We start from the raw sequence: 24,430 nt of genomic DNA, 5'->3' as shown, positions 1-24,430 counted from the left end.
CAAATCAAAAAAATAGAATAAAAAAATATTGCAGTTTCATCTTTAAATTTTGATTCCGTTTCCTCTACTATTTTCTAGCACAATTAGTCTGTCTATTGAGGCAAATTTAATTTCCTCGTATCTTTATTTCTTTAGAGTTCAACCGAATTTCTCTCCTTGGGTGGACTAATTATAATATGGTCTATTTTTGTTTGACAATTTTTTTGTCTTTAGATACTATAGCATAAACGACAGTGATCACTGACATTCTTTGAAAAGAGGAATCAACTTGTCTAACAATACAAAATTAAGCAGCAAGGAGAAATTAATGACGGCTGCTATCGATTTAATTTCGAAAAAAGGTTATAGCTCTGTAACAACTCAAGAAATTGCCACTACTGCTGGTTTAAGTGAGAAAACATTATTTCGACAATTTGGGACGAAACAAAACTTATTAGAAACAGCTTTTGACCATTATCACTACTCAGAAGAAATGGCAAAGATATTTAATGAAAGGTTAGTATGGGATCTACAAACGGACTTATTATTGATCTGTAGAACATATCATGAAATTATGAATCGTAATCGAAAAATGATTATGATTAGCTTAAAAGAAGAAGATAATTTGCCTGGTTTCAGAGAACGAACAATAAAACATCCTCGTCAACTAATGGAGGTATTAACTAATTATTTCAAGGCCATGTATGGCAAAGGAAAGTTGATAGAAACGAATCCTGAATTACAAGCTTTTTCTTTCATGGCACTGAATTATGGTACGTTTATAAATCATCTAGATGAACGATCTGATTTTCCAACCCTCTCATTGGAAGATATAATTAAAGAGACTGTGTGGATATTTTCTAGGGCGTTAACTCCCTAGTTTTTTTTCAACCGAATGACAGTAAGTACTGACTGTCATTCGGTTATTCATTCAATGCATACAAAGAATCGAGGAAAATGATATGAACACCAAAGCTGCTACAACAAATGAAACAGGCCCACTTTTACTGCGTGTGTTAGTCTTCACACTTATCATTTCAGTCATGAACGGAACCATGTTTAATGTGGTATTGCCAGTAATCAGCAAAGAATTCCAACTCACTGCATCACAAGTAACTTGGATTGTTTCAGGCTATTTGATTGTGTATGCGATAGGTACAGTTACCTATGGGAAACTGACAGATAAATTTAGTATTAAAAGTTTAATTACGTTTGGTCTGTTACTTCTGACAGTTGGATCTCTTGTGGGAGTAGTTGCTACACAATATTGGATGATCATCGTTGCACGTATCTTGCAAGCCGCTGGTGCGGCTGTGATACCTGCGTTGGCTATGATAATTCCTGTTCATTTTTTTTCACCTGAGAAGCGTGGGCGCGCTTTGGGAACCTCTGCAATAGGTACGGCTCTTGGAGCAGCACTTGGTCCAATTATCGCGGGATTTGTCTCAAGTGCTTTAAATTGGAAATTTCTCTTTGTCATACCTCTGCTTTCTCTTATCACATTACCTTTGTATAGAAAGTATCTGGATGATGAGCCAGTGACAAACGAAAAGATTGATTACATTGGCGGAATTTTATTGGCAGGAACGGTTGCTACATTCTTACTCGCACTTACACAATCCAATATGTGGTTGTTAGTAACTGGATTAGTTATCCTAGTTTTGTTTATCATTCGAATTCGCTATGCTTCTGTCCCCTTTGTGAATCCAGCGATCTTTAAAAATAAACAATATTCTATAGGGATGGCGATTGCATTTGTATTAGTCGCTGTTGGATTCGGCATTCCATTCCTGACACCGCTCATGTTGTCGGATGTTAATGGTCTGTCACCTGCATCAATCGGGCTCATTATGTTACCTTCAGCTCTTATTACCGCCATTCTTGGACGTAAGGGTGGAAAATTAGCGGATGAGAAAGGGAATCCATTTCTACTGTATATCGCATCAACACTTCTTGCTGGAGGTTTCATTATTCTATCGTCAGTCGTGGGGATGTCACCTACGTATATTCAAATATTCCTTACCTTAGGTGTACTGGGTCAATCTTATATACAAATTGCTATGTCAAACACCATCTCACGAACTTTGCCCAAAGATGAGGTCGGAATCGGTATGGGATTGTTATCGATGTTTAACTTTATTGCAGCAGCAGTATCCACGACTGCGATTGGTAAGCTACTTGACGGTGGAGCAACTACTGTTCACTTTAATCCGTTTGTTCATGATAAGGTTACTTTTGTGTACAGTAACATATTGCTGGCGCTGGCTTTAATAGTCGTTTTAATGGCAGTACTTTATGCTCTTCAATTTGGACGTAAATCCAACAATAAATAAACATCTTATTGGAATTGAAAGAATATCTTCTGTGGACTAGGCCCTAATGATCAGGCCAGTATACCATTCTGTGTAATAACGAGATTTATCATGCGATCTGCTTATGTACACGATTCCGATGTATAAACATCTAATAACAATTCATGTCGTGATTTTATACATTTATTGTCGTGAGTTTCTATTAAAAATAGATTAAGTCTGTGATAACTTATAGATAAATGTCAGAATATTATATAGTATGGAGGTAAGACAACAGTGACCATTCGAATTGGAAAAATTAGCTTGTGGCATGTTCACGCATGGGATTACATCAAGCAGGCACAGGAACATGAGGATACAGTCATCGCCGCTGTGTGGGATGAAAATGCCAAGCGGGGGCAGGAAGCGGCTGAACGCTTAAACGTACCATTCTATGCTTCACTCGAAGATATGCTCGCCAAGGATGACATCGATGCCGTTATTGTAGATGCGCCAACCCGCATCCATGAAGAGGTGATCACCGCTGCTGCAAAAGCAGGTAAACACATCTTCACGGAGAAGGTTATTGCATCAACACAGGCGGAATCAAATAGAATCCTTAATGAGGTAAAGGCAAACAAGGTCAAGATGACAGTCTCCTTGCCACGTCTGAATGCAGGATATACGTTAACGATTCAGGATGTGCTCAATCAGGGATTACTTGGTAAAGTGACTTATGTTAGAGCGCGTTTATCGCATGATGGAGCAATTTCCAACTGGTTGCCTGAACACTTTTATGACCTGAAGGACTGTCAGGGCGGTGCGCTGATTGATCTGGGTTGCCATCCGATGTATCTGGCCAAACTGTTTTTGGGTCAGGAAGTAACAGCGATTAATGCGAACTTCGGATATATTACAGGCAAAGAAGTGGAAGATAATGCAGTCGCAACCTTGTTTACAGATTCTGGAGCAGTCGGCGTTGTCGAAGCCGGTTTTGTGAACAGCCATTCTCCATTTACGATTGAGGTTCATGGTACGGAAGGTACGCTTCTGTACGGGACACCCGAAGAAAAGCTATTGATTCGTACGAAAGCAGCACAGGGACAGTACCCAGAGTGGACTGAGCTTCCTTTGACAGACCAAAGAGAAAGCGCATTCAATCAATGGGTTGCACATATACAAAATGATACGGATGCAACTGAAAACGTGCAGATCGCTATGGAGCTAAGCCGGTTGATGGAAGCTGCAAATCTCTCGGCCAAGGAAGGGCGCAGAATTACACTAAGTGAGTTAAAGGGATAGGTTCAATGTTGAAGGACTATATAAATTGAACTAAACATTACACATGAACGGAGAGGACAGAAATAACCTGAAAAAGCGGAGCGGTCGCCTTTATCCCCGGATTTCCCCCTTTAAAAAAGGAATCAAAAAATCTGGGGATAACAGCGATTGGAAGGTTATTCTGTCATCGTAGTGGCAAGTGTAAATATTCTGTAGTTCAGTTTATATAGGTTAAACAAGGAGGTGTGCATCTTGAGCCTGTATCCTTATGAGAAAATGCTTGAACGGCAGGATCTCCTGGAGAGACTGGATATTCTAATGGTATGGGGACATTATGAGATTCGCGTGATGCGATTTCATCTGACTTCTTTTCCAGCGGGCCGAGTTGTGGATTTCCATAATCATGCGGAGTTTGAGTTTCATTTTATCCCGAGAGGTAAAGGTAAAGTTATTCTGGATGATCAGACACATGCACTCTCGGAAGGTATGCTGTATTTGACTGGACCGGGTGTCGTTCATTATCAGGAGGCTGATGCCAAAGAGGACATGGATGAACTATGTCTTCATGTGGATATCGTTCACAAGCCAAGGGAACATGTCGATCCCTGGGAAGCAGCAGAATCCGAGGAAACGATGGAAAAGCTGAGAACGCTTCCGCTTACTCCGGTGAATGATTATCATCGTGCAATGCATTGTTTTTTGGAATCCTACGAGGCATGTGATCTAAAATTGTTAGGTTATTATACGTCGATCAAGCAACTGGTTATCAGCATATTACTCAAAACCGTGCGAGCATACGACACCGGGGGGAATCGACCGGAAGCCCCTGTGCGGGATATGTCGGTGTATCGCTATGAGTATGCACTACAGTATATGGAGGCTAATCACCCTTCAGTGGTCACGCTGGAGCATGTAGCTGAGAAACTTCATATTAGCAGCAGACAATTGCAGCGAATCTTCTACCAAGTACAGCCGGAGATGCCGTTCAGCCGTGTACTGGAGGATATTCGTCTGCGCGCCGTGTGCCGCAATCTGGAGGAAAGTAACGTATCCATTGAACAGATCGCACTTGCTTCAGGATTCAATAATGCCAACTATTTGCATGCTGTATTTCGCAAACGTCTGGGGATGACCCCGTCGGCTTTTCGTAAAATGAAACAACCAATACTTAAGTGAGGGTGAATATATATATGAGTAAAGTATATCGTATCGGAATTATTGGCTGTGGTGGAATCGCGAATGGTAAACATCTGCCGAGTCTGAGTAAACTGGATAATGTTGAACTGGTGGCTTTCTGTGATATCGTTCAGGAACGTGCGGATGAAGCCAAACAGAAATATGGCAATACTGAAGCCGAAGTCTACACGGATTATCAGGAATTGCTCAAGGATGAGTCTTTGGATATTGTGCATGTGCTTACGCCGAATATTTCTCATGCCGAGATTTCAATTGCTGCTCTGGAGGCAGGCAAACACGTGATGTGTGAAAAGCCAATGGCGAAGACATCTGCTGAAGCACAGCTCATGCTGGAAGCGGCAGAACGTACCGGCAAAAAACTGACCATCGGATACAACAACCGTTTCAGAGAAGACAGTCAGTATTTGAAGAAGGTGTGCGAAGCAGGTGACCTGGGTAATATTTATTTTGCCAAAGCACATGCGATTAGACGTAGAGCAGTACCGACTTGGGGTGTTTTCCTGGATGAGGAGAAACAAGGTGGCGGTCCATTGATCGATATTGGTACGCACGCACTCGATCTGACGCTCTGGATGATGGATAACTATCAACCAAAAGTTGTGCTGGGTACGACCTATCATGAGCTTTCGCAACGTGAAAATGCGGCCAATGCCTGGGGCCCATGGGACCCAAAACAATTCTCCGTAGAAGACTCGGCCTTTGGCATGATTGTGATGGAGAATGGAGCAACGATTATGCTGGAATCCAGTTGGGCACTGAACTCACTGGATGTGGATGAGGCGAAATGTAGCTTGAGCGGTAGCGAAGCGGGTGCGGACATGAAGAACGGACTGCGCATCAATGGTGAGAAATTCAGCCGTTTATATACCAACGAGATTGAACTGAGTGCAGGCGGGGTAGCTTTTTACGATGGTAAGAGTGAGAGCGCACCGGATGTTGAGATGAGAAAGTGGATTGAAGCGATTGAGAACGATCAGGAGCCAGTCGTTACACCAAAACAAGCGCTGGTTGTATCTCAAATCCTGGAAGCACTCTATGAATCTGCTCGCACAGGCAAGGCTGTGTACTTGAATAACGGTAGTGAAGCATAGAAAAGATATACAACAATAGATTACAGAACCCTTTGTCCTGTTATTTGGGGACAGAGGGTTTTTTTTGTTCATGCAATCTTACATTTTTGAAAGATTCGTGAAAGATAGATAAATAGGAGATAAAACCAACAGTGATTATACTTTAAACAAACAAGATGCTGAAAATGAACAAATGGAGGGGTAACAAATGGATTTAATACAAGTTATAGGCAGATTACTACCTATCTTAGCTATTGCATTGGCCGCGGGAGTTGTTGTAATCGGTATTACTTATTCAGTATACATTGTATACAGGAAGAGAGGGGGTAAAAGAAGCATAACCAGTAGGCAATTTATAGCGTCATTTTTGATCTTGGGTTGGTTTGTCATTGTCATGACATTAACCACATTTAGCAGAGGAGCTAATTATGAGGGTTGGATCAATTTAGAGCTATTCAGTGGCTATATAAACGCATGGAATAAATGGTCGGTGAGCGAATTCCAACTCATCATTTTTAACATGTTGATGTTTGCACCACTCGGTTTCATACTTCCGCATATCGGAATGAAAACGCGTCACGTTAAGCCTGTGTTACTCATATCGCTGTTGGTGACGCTGAGTATCGAAATTTTTCAGATGATCACCGGCAGGGGAATATTTGAACTTGATGATATTCTACATAATACACTCGGCAGTATTGCAGGATATTTGTTGATGAGAGCCATCCTCGACAGTATTGAGCAAAGAAAGATCACCGTAAGGTCACTATCGAAGGCACTCTGCATACCATTAGTTTTTACGCTGCTTTTTTCTAGTGCTTTTATCATTTATTACAACAAAGAACTTGGTAATCTCTCCATCCGTCCAGCTATTTCTCAAAATATGAATCAAGTCGAAGTAACGCTTAACACAAAGTTACCGGATGAGGCCGAGAAAGTGTCTCTTTATCACAGCAGTGAAATTCACAACATGGAATATGCCAAACGAGTTTCCTCTTTAATGAAGGATTATTTTGAATTACATCAGAAAGATAGCATATCTATTGATGGATACAACCGAGTTTGGAGTTTTGTTGACAACGCAGGGGAAGAATATACATTTAATTATGACGTGAATAGTGGTACATGGTCGCTGTCATCTACTATCGAAACAAGCACTCCTGTAGAGCCGGATGATTTAGTCAAACAAGGAGAAGAGTATGGCAGCTGGTTGTTTCAGAATGGCTTATTGCCTCAGAAAGCGATATTCAGCACACAAAATGGAGACACGGTTCGATGGGATATCGGAAAAACAGTAACAGATATCGCAAAGGGTGACAGCGATTATGATACTGGACTAATTATGATTGTCCCATCAGCAGAACCTATGATTCCGCAGAATTTATTTTATTTTATGAATAAAAATATTTATGTACGAGTGGTTGATATTATCAGTCCGGCTGAGGCATACGAAGAAATTCTCAAGGGGAACTTTTCGATCTATAACAACTTAAAAAAAGGGGACGAACTAAATGTAGACAAGTATGAACTGACTTACACCTACGATTCGAAGGGCTATTATCAGCCAGTTTATCAATTCGAAGGAGAGGTCAATGGAGTGAATTGGAATGCTTTGATCCCAGCAGTAATGAATTGATTTCAGCTTCTACGTGCCTTGATGAAGCATGGACAGCAGCTCCGGCTTCAATGAAGATATGGAATTGATAAAGGTTGTACTATCATCGTAATGACCTGTGTAAATAATGAAGGGCAAGATGCATCTGCTGCGTGTAGATGCGTCTTTTTTGTGCCAAAATGCTTCAATTTGGAGGTGGTGAGAAAAAAATATGAATTTACTTGAAAAAAAAGTATTGCATATAAGTTTAGTCGGAATTATATTAATGGTATAAGGTCTAGACCATATACAGATCGGAGTGTTTAGATGTCCAGTACGTTTTCATTTCGTTTTGAGAAAGTATCCACTAAAAAGGTTAGTGAATTCATTAGGGAACAACTGGAAGAAGCCATTATTCTAAAAGAATTAATGAGTGAAGAACAGCTTCCAGCCGAACGAGATCTGGCAGAGATTTTTAACGTAAGCCGCATTACCGTTCGTGAGGCACTCTCTTCACTGGAAGAGAAAGGCTTGATTGAGAAAAGGGTGGGTGCCAAAGGTGGAACATTTGTACTGCCTCTGACAACCAATTCGCATAAGCGCACGAGAGAGGAAATTAAACGGGATTGGTCACAGATGCTGAAGGTGTTTGAATTTCGAACTATCATCGAGCCAGAGGGAGCTTTTCTCGCTGCTGAGCGGATCACCGCAGGCGAACTGGAGCTGCTTGAGAATTACATGGAACAAAGTATAGAGCCAGACTGCACAAGGGAGTGGTTCAGGGCGCTGGATGTAAAATTTCATCTGACCATCGCCAAGGCTTCGGGGAATCCATACTGCGAGAGAGCCGTCAGACAGATCCGGACCAAAATTAATCCGGCGCTCGACTTGATGCCTTATGATGACCGGATACGTACCGTCAACCACGGTGTACATATGGAGATTCTTGAAGCATTGAAAGCCCATGATAGCATCAAGTCCAAGGAGACGATGAAAAGACATATCGAATTCTCGGCGGATGCAATCTATGCCCGTTTGGTTTCTGAATCGGACGAAAATGAAGGGAATGACAGCAAATGAATCGTTCAGAACTAATACAGCTTGCTCAGCCACTACAAGCCCAGTTAAGTGCTTGGCGCAGAGATTTACATCAGCATCCTGAAATCGGCTATGAGGAACATCGCACATCCGCTATCGTAGCCGAGCATCTGGAAAGCCTGGGACTCGAAGTTACACGCAATGTCGGAAAGACCGGGGTTACAGGCCTGCTTCGCGGAGAAACCGATGGACCAACCTTTGCCTTGCGCGCAGACATGGATGCTCTGCCCATCCAGGATCAGAAAGCGGTGGAATACCGCTCACAAGTGGAAGGCAAAGCACATCTGTGTGGACATGACGCTCACACCTCCATCCTGATGGGAACCGCCCAACTGCTTACTGGTCTTGGAAGACCGAAATCAGGCAACATCAAATTTATTTTCCAGCCAGCAGAAGAGGGACTTGCAGGGGCAAGAGCCATGATCCAGGACGGTGTTCTGGAGAATCCGAAGGTTGATGCCATCGCAGGATTACACATGACACCTGGACAGGACACGGGAACCTTGGGTGTAAGTCAAGGCGTTGCGTTTGCATCAGCTGATCCCTTGATTATCAAGGTGTTTGGCAAGGGTGGCCACGCAGCTCGTCCGCATGAGGGCATTGACGCGATTGCGGTATCCGCTCAGGTCATCACCGCCTTGCAAAATATCGTCAGTCGGATGGTCGATCCACTTGAACCGGCAGTAGTCACGATTGGCAAAATCACGGGAGGTTATATGGGAACAGCCATCGCCCCCGAAGTGGAGATGATCGGTACGGTTCGTACACTCTCACCTGCCATTCGTGAGCGGATGCCAGCTTTGATCGAGCAGGTTGTTAAAGGGGTCTGTGATTCATTCGGAGCTGGATGCGAAGTTGTCTACGGCGATGGATACCCTGTTGTCGTGAATGATCTCGGCATGGTTGACCTGCTAACAGAGACTTGTGATCAGGTTAATGCGGAGAAGGGATGGACTTATATCAAACCCTCCACAGGGGGCGAGGATTTCGCGTTTTATTGTGAACAGGTTCCGGGTGTGTTTTTCAGACTAGGATCTGGGAATGATGAGGAACGTACTCGCTATCCACTCCACCATCCCATGTTTGATCTCGATGAGACAGCGATGCCTTATGGTGTGGGCATGTTGTCTGCAGTAGCACTTGAATTTTTGGCACGGAATACATCTTCTGAGGGGGAGCAATGACAATGAAAAAAAGACAATGGACAGGCTTGTGGATCACGTTACTGGCAATCGTAATGGTTCTAAGCGCATGCGGAGGAAAAACGACAAGCACGAATGATAGTTCTGCAACAGAAGGAACGGGCAGTGGAAGCGCAAGTACAACACTGACCGTTGCTGCAGCAACAGATATTGAGAGTTTCGATCCGCACAACAATAACAACACATCCAGTGAAGCGGTTCTGGTCAACGTTTTTGATTATCTGATCAAAAATGACAGTGAACAGAAAAAAGTTGCGGGACTTGCGAAATCATGGGACCAGGTCGATGATACAACATGGAGATTTAAGTTGCGTGAAGGTGTTACCTTCCACAATGGTGATCCATTCACTTCAGCAGATGTAAAATACACGCTGGAGCGCGTAGCCAAGGACGAGACACTGAAACAAAACAGTTATTTCAAAAATATCGTAGAAGTTAAAGTGGTGGATGACTATACCGTAGACATCATCACGGATGGTCCAGATCCGTTGCTCCTGAATCGTTTGTCCAAAATGGGAGCTGGCATTCTGCCGGCAAAATATATTGCGGATAAAGGATTCGATGCTTTCCTGAAACAACCGGTAGGCACAGGCCCTTACAAGTTCAGTAAATGGACCAAAGATGATCGTGTGGAACTGGTGAAAAACGAGAACTACTTCGACGGTGAACCCAAATGGAATGAAGTGGTATTCCGCGTTATTCCTGAAGCCTCCACACGTGTATCCGAATTGCTTGCTGGTGGTGTAGATGTGGCGTCTTCCATTCCGTCCACTGACATTGCACGGATCGAAGGCGAAGCAGATAAGAAGATTGTCAAAGCGCCAATCCAACGTGTGCTTCAGTTGATCTTCCGTCAGACAGAAGGCAGCATCACAGCTGATCCGAAAGTACGTGAAGCGATTGACCTGGCTATCGACAAACAAGGGATCGTGGACAGCATTGCCGGCGGAGCAGGTATCGTAACCCGCACATCCGTAACACCAGGCAACTTCGGTGCTGATCCTTCATTGTACAAAACATCACTTTATGATCAAGAAAAAGCCAAACAGTTGCTGCAAGAAGCTGGCTATGCGGAAGGTGAAGCCGAGATGACCATCTCCGTTTCCGCACAGTACAAAGAACAGGCTGAAGTTGTTGCAGCAATGCTGGAACAAGCCGGATTCAAAATCAACTTGGATGTCCTTGAAGCAAGTGCATTCAGTGAACGTTACAGCTCCAAATCATTCAAAGAAATCTTCATGATTGGTATTGGTAACTCCTTGTTCGATGCTTCGAATAACTACAATCGTTATATGTTGGAAGAAGCAAAAGGCGAGTCGGATTACAACAATCCTGAAGTAGAAAAACTGCTTCAATCGGCATTGGTGAACATGGACCCTGCATCTCGTGAGAAAGAGTATCAGCAAGTACAACAGATCTTCTCTGAAGAACGCCCAGCCGTATATCTGTACCAAATGGAAGGTGTCTACGGAACAAATGCTAAAGTGAACTTCGCGCCGCGCAGTGACGAGATGTTCTATGCTGACGAGATTACACCTGTTGCACAGTAACATCGGGTATAACAACCGGTCATTGAAAAGATAGGCCGTGAACGGCAGGGACTGGATAACCATGTTCCTGCCGTTCTTTTTTAAAAGGGAGGTGAACAAGGAATGGGCAAATACGTACTTAAGTCATTACTGCAGATCATTCCGGTGCTGTTCATTGTTTCATTAATTGTATTCATTTTGGTTCGAGTCACCGGTGATCCGGTTGCGCTAATGTTGCCTGAAACGGCTACCGCTGAAGATCGTGCTGTCTTGACGCAGGCACTTGGTTTGGACCAGCCTTTATATACGCAATACGTGAAGTTTCTTGGCAGTGCGATTCAGGGAGACTTTGGTCAGTCTTTTCGCTACAATCAGCCTGCGCTAGCACTTGTGCTGGAGAGATTGCCTGCCAGCTTTGAACTGGCGGTAGCCGCCATGTTTTTTGCCGTACTTATGGCTGTGCCACTTGGAGTCATCTCAGCTGTCAAACGCAATACGTTTACCGATCTCATTATTTCAGGAATATCCGTTATTGGTAAGGCGATGCCAAACTTCTGGATGGGGATTATGCTTATCCTCTTGTTCTCCGTCATGCTGGGCGTATTGCCGGTATCCGGTCGCGGAGGATTGTCACATCTGATCTTGCCGGCCTTTACACTTGGTGTTGGACTGGCTGCGCAGATGACCCGACTGATTCGCTCCAGCATGCTGGAGATTCTCAACCAGGACTATATTCGAACAGCTCGCAGCAAGGGGCTTGGCCGAATGGTTGTCATTGTAAAACATGCATTTCGCAACGGATTGATTCCGGTCGTGACAATTATGAGTTTGCAGTTTACAAGTCTGATCGGGGGAACCTTGATTACGGAAACGGTATTCTCCTGGCCTGGACTGGGTCAGTTGCTGGTCGTTGCAGTCAACACACATGATATGGCGATTGTACAGGCAGCGGTGTTTGTCATTGCCGTTATCGTTGTAGTAACTAACATCTTGACGGACGTAGCATACAGGTTACTTGATCCGCGCATCAAATACGACTAGAAGGAGGTGCAATCATATGACAGGCAGCAATGAAATGCCAATTCCGGGTACAGAACAGGAACAAGACAATGGGCGTGCACCAACGGGATTTCGTTATATCTGGCAACAACTGATCATCAGCAAGACCGGAATGTTTGGTGCTGTGCTTGTGTTGTTGGTTGTGTTAATTGCCATAGGTGCACCTCTATTGACGAGTCATGATCCGGCAGCGGTGAATCCGCTCAACCGACTTAAACCACCGGCATGGCTTGAGGGTGGAACGGCCGAATATTGGCTGGGTACCGATAATCTTGGTAGAGATATGTGGAGTCGAATTGTATATGGTGCCCGAGTTTCCTTAATCGTGGGTATGGGTGCCGTGATTGTGTCAGGATTCATTGGCGCGATTCTGGGGCTGGTATCCGGATTCTACGGGAAATGGCTGGATGCAGTCATCATGCGTGTAGGTGATGCATTCATGGCGATTCCGACTATTCTGTTCATGCTTGTTGTGATGGCGATTGTTGGCCCGGGTATTACAACGCTGATCTTTGTCATCGGGGTGACGAACTGGGTTCCATTCACCCGTGTGGTAAGAAGTGAGGTTCTTAGTATCAAAGAGCGTGATTTTGTTCATGCGGCCAGATCGATTGGTGCCAAGAATGGAAGACTGATTCTGAAACACATTCTGCCGAATATCCTTTCATCCTTTATCGTCATCTGCGGTATGAATGTCGGCACAACGATTATTATGGAAGCTTCACTCAGTTTTCTGGGTCTGGGTATCAAACCACCCGATGTATCCTGGGGAGGGATGCTCAGTGATGGCAGACAATACGTTGCTACAAGCTGGTGGGTCGCTACATTCCCGGGACTAGCGATCACATTTACCGTACTCGGTGTTATTTTCCTTGGAGATTGGCTGCGTGATGTGCTTGATCCACGTACGGAGACAACCCATAAATAAACGGAGAAGGGAGCCATCATTATGAATCAAAGACCAATTATGCCGGAGGATCTGAATCACTATCGTTGGATCAGTCAGCCAGTGATCAGTCCGAAGGGACAAGTGGCTTATGTGGAACAGACCATAGATCAGGATAAAAACGAATATAACACGCAAATTCGAGGGATTTCGCTCGATGGTGATGAAGATATTGCACTTTCTGATGGAACAAAAGATTCCTCACCTGCTTGGTCGCCGGATGGCACACAGCTCACATTCATTCGCTCAGTGGATGGGGGCAAAGGATTATGGACGCTCCATTCAGATCAAAAAGAGCCGGTTATGCTGATATCTCCCGCACGTAAAATATTGAGTTATATCTGGTCGCCGAACGGGCAGTACATTGCGTTTACCAGTAAAGTGCAACCGGAGGACCAACAGAAGAAAGCAGACGTCCAACAGGAGTCTGTACCTGTACTGCGAGGTAAAGTCTTCGAGCGTACAACGCCGAAGGCGGAAGGGTCTGGCTGGTGGGATGGTCAATACAGCCAGTTGTTTGTATATGAGATCAAAAGCGGGGAGATCACGCAGGTGACTTCCGGGCTATGGAATATCAGTGCTCCAGCGTGGTCGCCAGATAGCAAGCAGCTTTCTTTCATTTCGAAGCAAGTAGAGGATGAGGAACTTGATGCAGATCTACTGTACTTTACGGATATATACAGCGTTCGATTGGGAGAGCGTGATCTCTTCAAAGTGACGGATTCCAGTCTGGCGATAAGCCAGTTCTCCTATTCGCCCGACGGGCAGCAACTGATCCTGATCGCCAGTGATCGTGAGTATGGAAGTGGGAGCCACAACAGCTTATACGCTGTCCCCGTTCATCGAGGTATACCCAGGCCAATCGCACCTCAAGTAGATATGCAGCTGGGTAACGCGGCGCTTGGTGATATGAAGTCAACAGGTGCGTCTCCTTCTCCAATCTCGGATGCCCATCATCCAGAACGTGGTGTATATGTACTCGGAACGCATAACGGGAAGGTGGACGTGTATCGCATTCAAGATGATGGGAATTATCAATCTGTGACGGGCGCTGGTGAAAAAGATGTGTATCAGTATACCTTAACACCAGATGGTTCATCGCTGGTAATCGCTGCGTTGACTGCTGAACATCCTGGCGAGTTATATCGCGTGGATATCGAAAGTGGTGAAATGTTCAGACTCACCCGGCGAAATGATGAATTTATGGCTGGATTAGCCGTAAATGCGCCAGTGCGTGTAGAGTTTAAGTCTTCCGATGGATGGCCGATTCAAGGTTGGTTAGCCACTCCGGCAATACGTGACACCAATGGGAAGTTGCCACTGATTTTGCAGATTCATGGTGGACCGCACGCGATGTATACGGGTACATACAGTCATGAGATGCAGACACTCGTTGCGCAAGGTTACGCTGTGCTGTGGATCAATCCTCGTGGAAGTATGGGATACGGTCAGGAGTTTGCCAGAGCTTGCCGTGGCGACTTTGCCGGAGGGGATTACCGGGATCTGATGGAAGCTGTTGATTATGCCCTGGCTACATACGATTTCCTTGATGCTTCACGTCTGGGTGTGGCAGGTGGCAGTTATGGCGGAGTGATGACCAACTGGATTGTAGCGCATACCCACCGTTTCAAGGCGGCTGTAACTCAGCGATGCATCTCCAACTGGTTGTCCATGTATGGAACGAGTGATATCGGAATTTCCTATGTTGAGGGAGTCATTGGGGGGAATCCGGCGGAAAACGCTGAATACCTGTGGTCTCTCTCACCACTAGCTCATGCACATCACATTGAGACGCCACTTCTGATCATGCATGGAGAGCAGGACTATCGGACACCGATTGCGCAAGCGGAGGAATTATATACTACGCTAAAACGATACGGCAAAAAGACCAAACTGATTCGTTACCCGGGTTCCAACCACAGTTTGCTGAAAAGCGGTAAACCTTCATTACGTATCGATAGCTTCGAACAGGTGAATGCCTGGTTCAATCAGTACCTCGGGAATGAGGAGGGCGAGCAATGAGTCGAACTCAGCTGTCCATTCCTGTAGGGCTTCTTGTAGAGAATGTTCTGACAAGTGGGGAATCAAAAGAAGTGATTATTGAATGTTTACAACGTCGAGACTATTCCCGGTTGTTGCCTTTGGTCAAGGAATCCGCGATGTATTTTGATGAAAGACTACAGACAGCTGCTGATATAGGAGACGATTGGGAAGAGGCGATACTTCACGGTTATGAGTTCAAGTTTTTGCATATTAACGGGTTGAAGCGATTGCTCGATTTCCGGTTTGACCGTAAGGTGGATCGGGATTACGTTCAAGATGAACTGTCACTGAAGCATATTCGTCTGACCACACAAGAGATTGAACTGCTACAATCGTTAATTGGCAGACAATGGATGGTGCAAGCAGAAGAAACAGAGGCAGCAGAAGAAGACAGAACAGAGAGTGAGTTATCCTCCCGCATTCCTGTTCGTATTCAATTGAAATTCCCATAGTATGACCAGCAGAAGCCGCGATGATCGCGGTTTTTTTGCTATGTACAGGTAGAAATGAGGACGGCTGAATTCAAAAGTTGAAACCGGACTCTGTATGATTTATATTTATATTAAATGATATTATAATCTATCAAAAAATGCAGGTATAAAGAGGAGGACATGGGATGTCCATTCAAAATGTTCTGGGGAAAATTCAAATATCGGATGATGTGATCTCCAAAATTGTCGGCAAGATCGCGAATACTACCAGTGAGATTTCCTCCATGTCGACAGGACTTGTAGAAGGCATCACCAAAAAGTGGAGCGGCAAAACTCTGCAAAATGGTATAGCTATCCGCAAGGTAGAATCAAGACTTGAGATAAACGTAAAGGTTGTCGTTTGTTATGGAACGAAAGTGCATGAAGTCTGCAGGGAATTGCAAAACAATGTGAGATTGCATGTGGAACAGCTGACTGGATTAACCATTGAAACGGTGAATGTGATCGTTGAGGGGTTATCATTCAACCAACCTGCTGCCAAGCTTTAATCCAATTTCAGCTACCTAGAGGAGTGACAGCGATGAATAAGATTTCCATAACAAAAGCCAGTCCACAATCATTAGTCGGCGGGCAACTAAATCAGATGGCACTTGAATATATGGCCTATTCGCTTGCAGGTACCAAGGATAAAGGCATTATAGAGAAAACATTTAACAAGTTATGGGGTTCAAATCAGAACCGATTCAGTCACCAGTACGCTTTTGAAGCTAAAATGGGTAAGCAAACGCTGGGCATGATCATGTGTTATCCGACTACTATAATGAACAAACTTGCTTTGCCAACGTTCTCCAAACTGTTTGAACTTCGTAAATGGAGCCTGATCAAGTATAATCTCCAACACTGGAAAGAGTTCTACTCCATGGTGACATTAAAAGAAGCGGAGAACGACGAGTACCACATCGGAACATTAGCTACCTTGCCTGAAAGCAGAGGGCTTGGTGTAGGGACACAGTTTATTCAATTTGCTGAGGAGCAAGCTGTAACACAAGGTCTGTCCAAATCTTCACTTACGGTTAAAAAGGAAAATCTACTAGCTATTAAACTCTACGAGCGTTTGGGATACCAGAGAGTAGGGGAAATCAATAAACCTTCGTTATCCCTGTACAGAATGTCCAAAAAACTGGTGTAATGTTTTCAGATACGAATAGAAAAAGCAGCTAACCGGAGAGTTTCACATATATAAGCCCACATTGGAACAGTTAAAAGTGTGAGCCGGAGGGGCGCTTTATGCGTCCCTTTTTTAGTTTTCAGATGTTTCTCATAAAAAAAGCAACTTGACTTTTGTGGGTTTTTAAGCAGGTACTTGACAGAGGTGTGGTATAGTATAAAAAGTTCTTTTAATGAAGAAGACGGAGAAATATACAATGTGGGGTGAAACCAGTGTATCAATATAAGGATCAGGAATATGAAGCAGTACATTTTGAGGGACGTGATCTGCGCTATGGAGAACTCATAAGCTGTGTTTTCAAACAGTGTACATTTATGAACGCTTCTATGGAAGAAATCGAAACGAGTAACTGTCGTTTTATCGAGTGTGACTTCAAAGGGGCTTCCATGAATGGTTCGATTCATACGGAATCAGCTTTTGAAAACTGCACCTTCGGTGGTGCGAATCTCTTTGCTTCCAAATTCAGCTCCTGCAAGATGACAGGCTCAGACTTTTCAGGTGCGCAAATGGATGGCATCACCCTAAGTCACGGCGATTGGTCCTACACCAATCTGAGACATACACGTTTGGGGAAACAGGATCTGCGAGGAATTCGTTTCTTTGAGGCTGACTTTACGGACACGGATTTCACCAAAGCGGATTTGAGAGACTGTGATCTTACCAGAGTTGTATTGAGCAGAGCCAAGCTGCAAGGGGCCGATCTTAGAGGGGCTAATCTGGAAGGAATCGATCTGAAATCATTGGATATCAAAGGCGTACGTTTGGATCGCGAACAAGCTGTTCTGTTTGTACGCTCGTATGGTGCGAAAGTAGATTGAGTTGAACATACACAGCAGTAAGCCGCCCTTGAGGCGGCTTTTTTGACGTTAAAGCTTTCCCAATTCGAAGCAAATTGGCAGGAATAAGAGATCTAAAGAAGAAGTAGTTAACATAAGTTTTAACTAAAAGGAGGTTATTATGACAGTCACATTAATTATTACTGTTGCTATTATTGTCTTTGGGCTTATAACAGGCACGATCACTACGATTATGGCATTTAGACTGCTACGTAACAATAAAGAGCAACATCACCTTCGCAAGAGCATTCTGATGGACGGAATTCCAGCAGAAGCAATAATTCATGATATTGTACAGACTTCATCCAGTATGGATGGAAGGCCTGGCGTGCGATTGGATTTGACTGTAACCCAAGTTGACGGCCGCACCTTCCCAACAATTGTAGAGACTCATATTCCAATCACACATATTCCTCACTTTCAGAAAGGAAATGTCATTAACGTAAGATACATTACGATGGGGAATGAACGAAAAGTTGAGGTACAGGATGCCTATGTTCCGTGAGGTGTGTAAGCCAGAAAACACAGTGGTTTATCGCCAGGTTTCTTTTATTGTATAAGCGAATCTAAATTCTGATTATGTTCAAATATTAAAGTGAGGGAATCCATGCCATGTTCTATGGTGAAATCCCGTCAGTTTACTTTTATATTTCACATAAAAAGGATGATATGCATGTCTTTAATCAACGTTACCAACCTGACCTTTGCCTATGAAGGCAGTTACGATAATATATTTGAAAATGTTAGTTTTCAGTTGGACTCCGATTGGAAATTGGGTTTTACCGGAAGGAACGGCAGGGGCAAAACGACATTCCTCAATCTGTTGCTCGGCAAATATGAATACAGCGGACATATCTCTGCGAATGTTAGCTTTGAATACTTTCCTTTCCAGGTAGAAAATATTGGAGCCATGACCGTTGATGTCATCGGCGAGATTCACCCTGAATATCTGCACTGGCAAGTTGTGCGCGAGCTTAACCTGTTAAAAGTGTCAGAAGATGTGTTGTATCGGCCTTTCGATACGTTATCAAACGGAGAACAAACAAAGGTAATGCTGGCTGCTTTGTTCCTGAAGGAGAATCGGTTTCTGCTCATTGATGAACCTACCAATCATCTTGATCTCCATGCAAGACAAATCGTCAGTAATTATCTTGGCAGCAAGCGTGGATTTATTTTGGTATCTCACGATCGATCCTTTCTGGATCACAGCGTGGATCACATCCTTTCCATCAATAAGAGTAACATCGAGATTCAGAAAGGCAATTTCTCCGCTTGGTGGGAAAATAAAAGAAGGCAAGATCAGTTTGAACTTGCGAGTAATGAGAAATTAATAAAGGATATATTGGGCACAAGGCTGCCAAGATGATGAAACGTTCCAAAAATATTGAACAAAGGCAGCAATCTGCGATTCAAGAGAAATCCAAACTTCTCAAAAACATCGAGAGTGCAGAACGTTTACAGATTCATCAGCTGGATTTTCACAAGCAGGAACTTGTTGAATTGGAACATGTGTCGATATCATACGGCTCCAATACGGTGTGTAAGAATGTCAGTATCACGGTTGAAAAAGGGGATCGTATTGCCCTGTACGGTAAAAATGGATCTGGCAAATCAAGCATTCTTAAACTGATCTGTGGTGAAGATATCCCTTATACAGGTCTTTTCCGTAAGGATCATCAGCTTAAAATCTCGTATGTGTCGCAGGACACGTCCGATCTCGGAGGGCATTTATCTGAGTATGCGGCCACACAGGGGGTTGATGAAAGCCTGTTTAAATCGATACTTCGAAAGTTGGATTTTTCCAGACTGCAATTGGAGAAAGATATCTCAACGTTTAGCGCAGGTCAAAAAAAGAAAGTGCTCATTGCTAAAAGTCTTAGTGAGAAAGCTCATCTGCATATTTGGGATGAACCACTCAACTTTGTAGATGTCATCTCACGTATGCAGATCGAAGACTTATTGCTGGAATACTCGCCAACCCTGCTTTTTGTAGAGCATGATCGTGAATTTTGTGCAAATATTGCAACGAGAATCATCGAACTATAAGTAACGTATGAGATAACCATGTTAAGAGCCGCCAAATGGCGGCTTTTAGTATTACTCGTGAGGAAGTATGCTATAATTTTATAATCTCATTCAATCATTTGATGGATGACTAGATCAATTGTAGACTAAACCGCCAAGAGGTGTAATACCAATGAAAAAGGAAATGAGTACAATCAAACAAACCAGGCTTCATTCCATTTTGGACGAGGCCACCAAATTGCTGATTGAAAAACCGAATGCTTCCATGAATGAAATTGCAGAATCTGCAAAAATCGGGATCGCTACGTTACATCGATACGTGGAAAGCCGCGAACAGCTTATGGTATATCTCGGATTACGCGCAATCGAGGTGGTCAGTGAGACCATGAAAGAAATCCAACTGGATGAGGAGCACTGTGAAAAGTACATACCTGAGCTGATCGAGGCGCTGATTCCATTAGGCGACAAAATTTATTTTCTGGCTCATGACACCACCATTAACTATAATCCCGAGATTGAGGGAGCAGATCTGAAACTGAGAGAACCTGTACTACACGCGGTCGGTCTGTTACAACAGAAAGGTTATTTCCGCTCCGATCTTGATAAAACCTGGATTGTCGATGTGCTGTATTCCATCATGTTCCTGACGTGGCAGCAGGTTGTAAGTGGTCATATCGCGAGAAAAGCAGCCCCTGCACTTGTGGTGGATACGTTTTATCATGGATTTAAGCAGAGGTGAAAATAGGGGTGAGACTAACTCAACAGCATCAGCTCGTTACTCAATGACCAAATGATTTCATAAAGTCGCTAATTTAGCGGCTTTTTTTGCTTGTTTACATGTATATAGACCTGTTCAAACAGCGATATTGAACTAATCTATTCTAGGTATCCGAGAATTTAGCAAAACCAACTATAAACAAAATGAACGATTACATAACATTATTTGTCTTATTAATGAAAACACGGCAAAGGGGGGGATAGAATGACTGACAGAGAAATTTTTGAATTGTACAAAGAGCAAGTTTATTACTTCTGTTATTATCTGATGAAAAATCAAGCAGATGCTGAGGACATTTGCCAAGAAGTATTTGTCAAAGTTATTTTGGCTGACAGAACTAAGGTAAGGAATATGAAATCATGGATATTGCGAATTGCTTCAAATGAGTGTCATAACGTTATGAGAAGACGGAAATCTGGATGGTTGAAAGAAGTTCGGCATTATTTGTTGTCCAAATCGCAGAGTTATAACCCTGTGGAAGAGGGTGTGTACCATAGGGAAACAAAAGAAGAACTACGAGGATTATATAGTGGGCTTCCTGACAAGATAAGGATGGTTGTTGTCCTTCGATTTATCAATGATTTGACTGTACCTGAGATCTCTAAAGTTATGAACATACCTGAAGGGACTGCAAAATCCAGATTAAACAAAGGATTAAAACTTCTCAATAAAATGGTTGAACCTCAACTAAAGGAGCTGAGTAATAATGAATCAGTATTCTAATAAGGAAAAAAATATATCCCATCCGGATTATGACTTGATGTGGACAACCATTGAAAAAGAAGCACACAAACGACGAGTCAATCTGAAATCTTCACAAAAGCCTGCTGGATATCGAGCTAAAGCAATTCCTATAAGCATCATGTTTACTTTTTTCTTACTTGTTGCTATTCCTGTATTCGCCAGTATGACGATTGATTGGGATCGAATCGGAGGCCGGGGCGTCGCAAGCGCAATAAATAATGGGATCGGTCAGCAATATGATCTTCAGTCCGCTAGTTCAGGTGTGACAATGAATTTAAGCGGTGTTGTAACAGATGGAGAAAAAATGAAAATGCTCATATCTTTGGACACATCAATCGATCTTTCTCCATATAGTGAATTTGCGACTGAGGAAAATACTATAATAGGAGAATCCGATGCGAGAGCGAACGTATATGGTTATTTGGGGCGCGATCCTGACAGTCAGAAACTCATTGGGATCTATGAAACAGCTGATACTTTAAAGGGCGGTACCAAAGAGTTTACATTCGAAGCAAAGAATCTTATTCTTTATCGGGATAGGGATATTTTTCTGAAATCTAATCAACATACTGGGAAATCAATGGTTACTGGCGTTTCACAGTTTCCGGCGATTCATATTGAATCGGTTAGACATGCAGATAATCAAACGGTCATCCGTTATAAAGTTGAGGTAGCATCATCAGATTTGGAAAGCGTCAATCCTCACTTGAGAGTTCATACCGGGGCCCAGGTTGTAGATGCTATTCCGACCATCTTGCCTAACAAAGAAAAAGGATTGTTGATTGAACAGGTATTTGATATATCGGAAGCGGATTGGGCGAATGCGAACCTTCATTTCAATTATGTTGAAGCAGCAAAACGATTGACAGGTACTTGGAAATTCGATTTTGTCGCAAATGGGAAAAAAGCAAGTGAGGCAATATATACGAAAAAACTGTATACCAATCCTGAATTCCAAGCAAAAACCGGTGTTACTTTAGATCAACTTGTGATTACTCCATTGAATCTTCAGATTTTAATTGATGAAGAAGGTTCATATACAGAAGGTATTGTTCAATATAAATCGATTCAGATGATTATAGATGATAAAACAATCACAGGGGTGCAAACCACGAAAGGGGGGCGTTCTGAAAATAATCAGCAATTGTTTGATTTTGAATCTCCTGAGTGGTATCAAAACTGGTCTGATGTTCCAATGAAACTCATCTTAAAAGATGCCATTGTTCAGAAACGAGATACAACTAAAAACTGGATTCATTTAAATGAACCCAAGAAACAAAAGCAATACACCAAACTCACTGTCGATGGACTTGAAATACAATTTTCTTATTATAGGGATGGGGAGAAATTAATTGTAGAGTCATATTCCAAAACGCCTAGTTTCAGAGGTATTAACCAAACAATGCTTCGGATCAATGGCAAAGAAGTCGTTCCTGAAATTAACCCCCAAGGGATGACACCTGCAAAAATTCATATAGATACCTACAAAGATATTCCATTTGATGGACATATTGAACTGAATCCGGGCATCTATAAATACAGCGATCCGGACAGAAATGTAGAGATTCAACTGTAGATAAAGTAATTCATAATTTGAGCTTGATGAACAATATAACACCTTCAGAGAGAATCCGTTACATGAGGAACGGAGACTCTTTGAGGGTGTTTTTTTGTGTTCACATCAGCGTTTCTCAGTGCGCAAGCTGCAAAGACTTGATTTTCTCACATATTCAAATATTAACAGCGTTCAGAATTTAAGATTTCCAGTTTACAAAAAATGATATAAATTTCTAGTAGATTCAAATCATTACCAAATAAAGACAAAATATTCAAGCAAGGGGGGCCGGACAGAAACACCAGCAATTGTGCAGTTCGAATCAGCTTATGTACTCATTCCATCAACCCAAATCAGGAGGGATTCCATGCTTTACACCATTATTGTGCCAGTCAACCAGGACTATAACATTTTGAACCTGTTCACAGATTCGTTGCTCCGGACGGTAAGTCCATCCACTCAGATTATTTTCATCAACGATGGTTCCGGCTCAGCAGTCTTTCAACATCTGGATAAACTGAAGCAAGAAGTAAGAGAAGGTGTGACCATCGAGATTCTTCAGCATGATTTTCCACTCGGTTGCGCCGTGTCGATTAATAGCGCACTGAGTCTTGCCAAGGGAGAGTACATTTTCTTCCTGGATTCTGACACCATTCTTCAACCGAACTGGCAACCGATGATGAAAGAGACACTGGATAGCGATATTACGATTGGCATGATTGGAGGGGTTCTGTTGTATCCGCAAACAGGAGGCGTGCAGCATTGCGGCATTGCTTTTGCGGACACCATCGGCCGACACCTGTTCCTGAACGCATCTCCTGATGATATCCCAAAAGAAACCTTCTCTGTTCAACTGGTGGTGTTCGCTATGTTTGGCATGAAGCGGGAGGTGTATGAGACCATCGGCAACCTCGATGAGAAGTTCTTTAACGGATACGAGGACTTTGATTATCAGATGCGGGCACGAGCTGCCGGATACGATACGGTCATCAACCCAAATATTCAAGCGTATCACTGGGAACGCAGCAGCGGTATTCACCGCAACTTCAATCGGAAGAACAATCTGGCACGCTTCTGGAAAAAGTGGGGCGGTCAAATCGAGGCTGATGTATGGCCATTCGTTTTCAGTCATCTGAAAGCACAGCTGGAAAGCCAAGAGGAATACCAGCATCTGCCGATTGTCGGGATTGACCTTGCCGAGGTTCGAAGTGATGCCGATACATTCTGGACCAAGCTGGAGGAAGCCGAATTTGCAAATGTAGCCGAAGTACGGGACTATTCAAACCGCTTTAATTCCAATGGGGCCATCTGGCTGCCACAGGTACTGGGCAAGGAACTGATTCATAGTGAGAACCGGTTACTGTTTTTGGTGGACAATTTCGCCCGTTTGCTGGAGAACCGCTACTGGATTGAGATGAGACATGCTCATCGAGCCAAGGATCTGATCATTGATCTGTATGGCAATGTGATCACGATGGATCGCATATACGATGGATGCTGGCCTGGAACCAAAGTTCGGTAATTCACTCACAACGAAAATAAAC

21 protein-coding genes and 1 pseudogene are annotated in these 24,430 nt (G+C 43.3%); all 22 read left to right on the top strand.

Annotated features, from left to right (window positions below; genetic code table 11):
* Positions 1-268 precede the first annotated feature (268 nt).
* The gene (locus AC6CIF_RS19435; RefSeq protein ID WP_498201212.1) at positions 269-859 is read left to right on the top strand and encodes a TetR/AcrR family transcriptional regulator; all 591 of its coding nucleotides are present in this window, start codon (positions 269-271) and stop codon (positions 857-859) included.
* Positions 860-941: 82 nt separating this feature from the next.
* On the top strand, positions 942-2,312 hold the full coding sequence (locus AC6CIF_RS19430) for an MFS transporter (RefSeq protein ID WP_498201211.1): 1,371 nt from the start codon (positions 942-944) through the stop codon (positions 2,310-2,312).
* A 255-nt stretch (positions 2,313-2,567) separates the two neighbouring features.
* Positions 2,568-3,572 (top strand): Gfo/Idh/MocA family protein, encoded by a 1,005-nt coding sequence (locus tag AC6CIF_RS19425; protein ID WP_498201210.1) that lies wholly within the window; start codon positions 2,568-2,570, stop codon positions 3,570-3,572.
* Between the two features lie 231 nt (positions 3,573-3,803).
* On the top strand, positions 3,804-4,727 hold the full coding sequence (locus AC6CIF_RS19420; RefSeq protein ID WP_498201209.1) for a helix-turn-helix domain-containing protein: 924 nt from the start codon (positions 3,804-3,806) through the stop codon (positions 4,725-4,727).
* Between the two features lie 14 nt (positions 4,728-4,741).
* Positions 4,742-5,839, top strand: coding sequence for a Gfo/Idh/MocA family protein (locus AC6CIF_RS19415; RefSeq protein WP_074094936.1), 1,098 nt, complete (start codon positions 4,742-4,744; stop codon positions 5,837-5,839).
* Positions 5,840-6,026: 187 nt separating this feature from the next.
* A complete protein-coding gene (locus AC6CIF_RS19410; protein WP_498201208.1) occupies positions 6,027-7,454 on the top strand; it encodes a VanZ family protein in 1,428 nt (475 codons plus the stop codon).
* Between the two features lie 285 nt (positions 7,455-7,739).
* Positions 7,740-8,492 carry a FadR/GntR family transcriptional regulator gene (locus tag AC6CIF_RS19405; protein WP_498201207.1) on the top strand — a complete coding sequence of 251 codons (753 nt, stop codon included), beginning with the start codon at positions 7,740-7,742 and terminating at the stop codon, positions 8,490-8,492.
* Positions 8,489-9,694 (top strand): M20 metallopeptidase family protein, encoded by a 1,206-nt coding sequence (locus AC6CIF_RS19400; protein ID WP_498201206.1) that lies wholly within the window; start codon positions 8,489-8,491, stop codon positions 9,692-9,694. Before AC6CIF_RS19405 ends, AC6CIF_RS19400 begins: the two co-directional genes overlap by 4 nt.
* 2 nt (positions 9,695-9,696) lie before the next feature.
* On the top strand, positions 9,697-11,262 hold the full coding sequence (locus AC6CIF_RS19395; protein WP_498201205.1) for an ABC transporter substrate-binding protein: 1,566 nt from the start codon (positions 9,697-9,699) through the stop codon (positions 11,260-11,262).
* Positions 11,263-11,364: 102 nt separating this feature from the next.
* Complete coding sequence (locus AC6CIF_RS19390; RefSeq protein ID WP_498201204.1) at positions 11,365-12,282, top strand: ABC transporter permease; 918 nt, start codon at positions 11,365-11,367, stop codon at positions 12,280-12,282.
* A gap of 16 nt (positions 12,283-12,298) precedes the next feature.
* Positions 12,299-13,228 carry an ABC transporter permease gene (locus tag AC6CIF_RS19385; RefSeq protein ID WP_498201202.1) on the top strand — a complete coding sequence of 310 codons (930 nt, stop codon included), beginning with the start codon at positions 12,299-12,301 and terminating at the stop codon, positions 13,226-13,228.
* Positions 13,229-13,249: 21 nt separating this feature from the next.
* The gene (locus AC6CIF_RS19380; protein WP_498201201.1) at positions 13,250-15,268 is read left to right on the top strand and encodes an alpha/beta hydrolase family protein; all 2,019 of its coding nucleotides are present in this window, start codon (positions 13,250-13,252) and stop codon (positions 15,266-15,268) included.
* A complete protein-coding gene (locus tag AC6CIF_RS19375) occupies positions 15,265-15,741 on the top strand; it encodes a hypothetical protein (protein ID WP_498201199.1) in 477 nt (158 codons plus the stop codon). The genes AC6CIF_RS19380 and AC6CIF_RS19375 overlap by 4 nt, the downstream gene beginning before the upstream one ends.
* A gap of 164 nt (positions 15,742-15,905) precedes the next feature.
* Positions 15,906-16,268, top strand: a complete 363-nt coding sequence (locus AC6CIF_RS19370; RefSeq protein ID WP_498201197.1) for an Asp23/Gls24 family envelope stress response protein — start codon at positions 15,906-15,908, stop codon at positions 16,266-16,268.
* A 32-nt stretch (positions 16,269-16,300) separates the two neighbouring features.
* On the top strand, positions 16,301-16,909 hold the full coding sequence (locus tag AC6CIF_RS19365) for a GNAT family N-acetyltransferase (RefSeq protein WP_498201195.1): 609 nt from the start codon (positions 16,301-16,303) through the stop codon (positions 16,907-16,909).
* A 251-nt stretch (positions 16,910-17,160) separates the two neighbouring features.
* The gene (locus AC6CIF_RS19360) at positions 17,161-17,766 is read left to right on the top strand and encodes a pentapeptide repeat-containing protein (RefSeq protein WP_036608249.1); all 606 of its coding nucleotides are present in this window, start codon (positions 17,161-17,163) and stop codon (positions 17,764-17,766) included.
* A 139-nt stretch (positions 17,767-17,905) separates the two neighbouring features.
* Complete coding sequence (locus tag AC6CIF_RS19355; protein ID WP_498201193.1) at positions 17,906-18,289, top strand: hypothetical protein; 384 nt, start codon at positions 17,906-17,908, stop codon at positions 18,287-18,289.
* Positions 18,290-18,457: 168 nt separating this feature from the next.
* Positions 18,458-19,830 (top strand): annotated as a pseudogene (locus tag AC6CIF_RS19350) (ATP-binding cassette domain-containing protein).
* Positions 19,831-19,981: 151 nt separating this feature from the next.
* Entirely contained in the window at positions 19,982-20,548 is a 567-nt protein-coding gene (locus tag AC6CIF_RS19345) for a TetR/AcrR family transcriptional regulator (RefSeq protein ID WP_498201192.1), read from the top strand.
* A gap of 243 nt (positions 20,549-20,791) precedes the next feature.
* Entirely contained in the window at positions 20,792-21,310 is a 519-nt protein-coding gene (locus AC6CIF_RS19340) for an RNA polymerase sigma factor (RefSeq protein ID WP_427465883.1), read from the top strand.
* A complete protein-coding gene (locus AC6CIF_RS19335; protein ID WP_498201190.1) occupies positions 21,294-22,907 on the top strand; it encodes a DUF4179 domain-containing protein in 1,614 nt (537 codons plus the stop codon). The genes AC6CIF_RS19340 and AC6CIF_RS19335 overlap by 17 nt, the downstream gene beginning before the upstream one ends.
* A gap of 346 nt (positions 22,908-23,253) precedes the next feature.
* Positions 23,254-24,408, top strand: a complete 1,155-nt coding sequence (locus AC6CIF_RS19330; RefSeq protein ID WP_017688647.1) for a glycosyltransferase family 2 protein — start codon at positions 23,254-23,256, stop codon at positions 24,406-24,408.
* Positions 24,409-24,430: the final 22 nt, after the last annotated feature.

This window comes from Paenibacillus sp. GQ49 (genome assembly GCF_059759055.1).
This window is presented reverse-complemented; position numbering and strand designations above follow the sequence as displayed.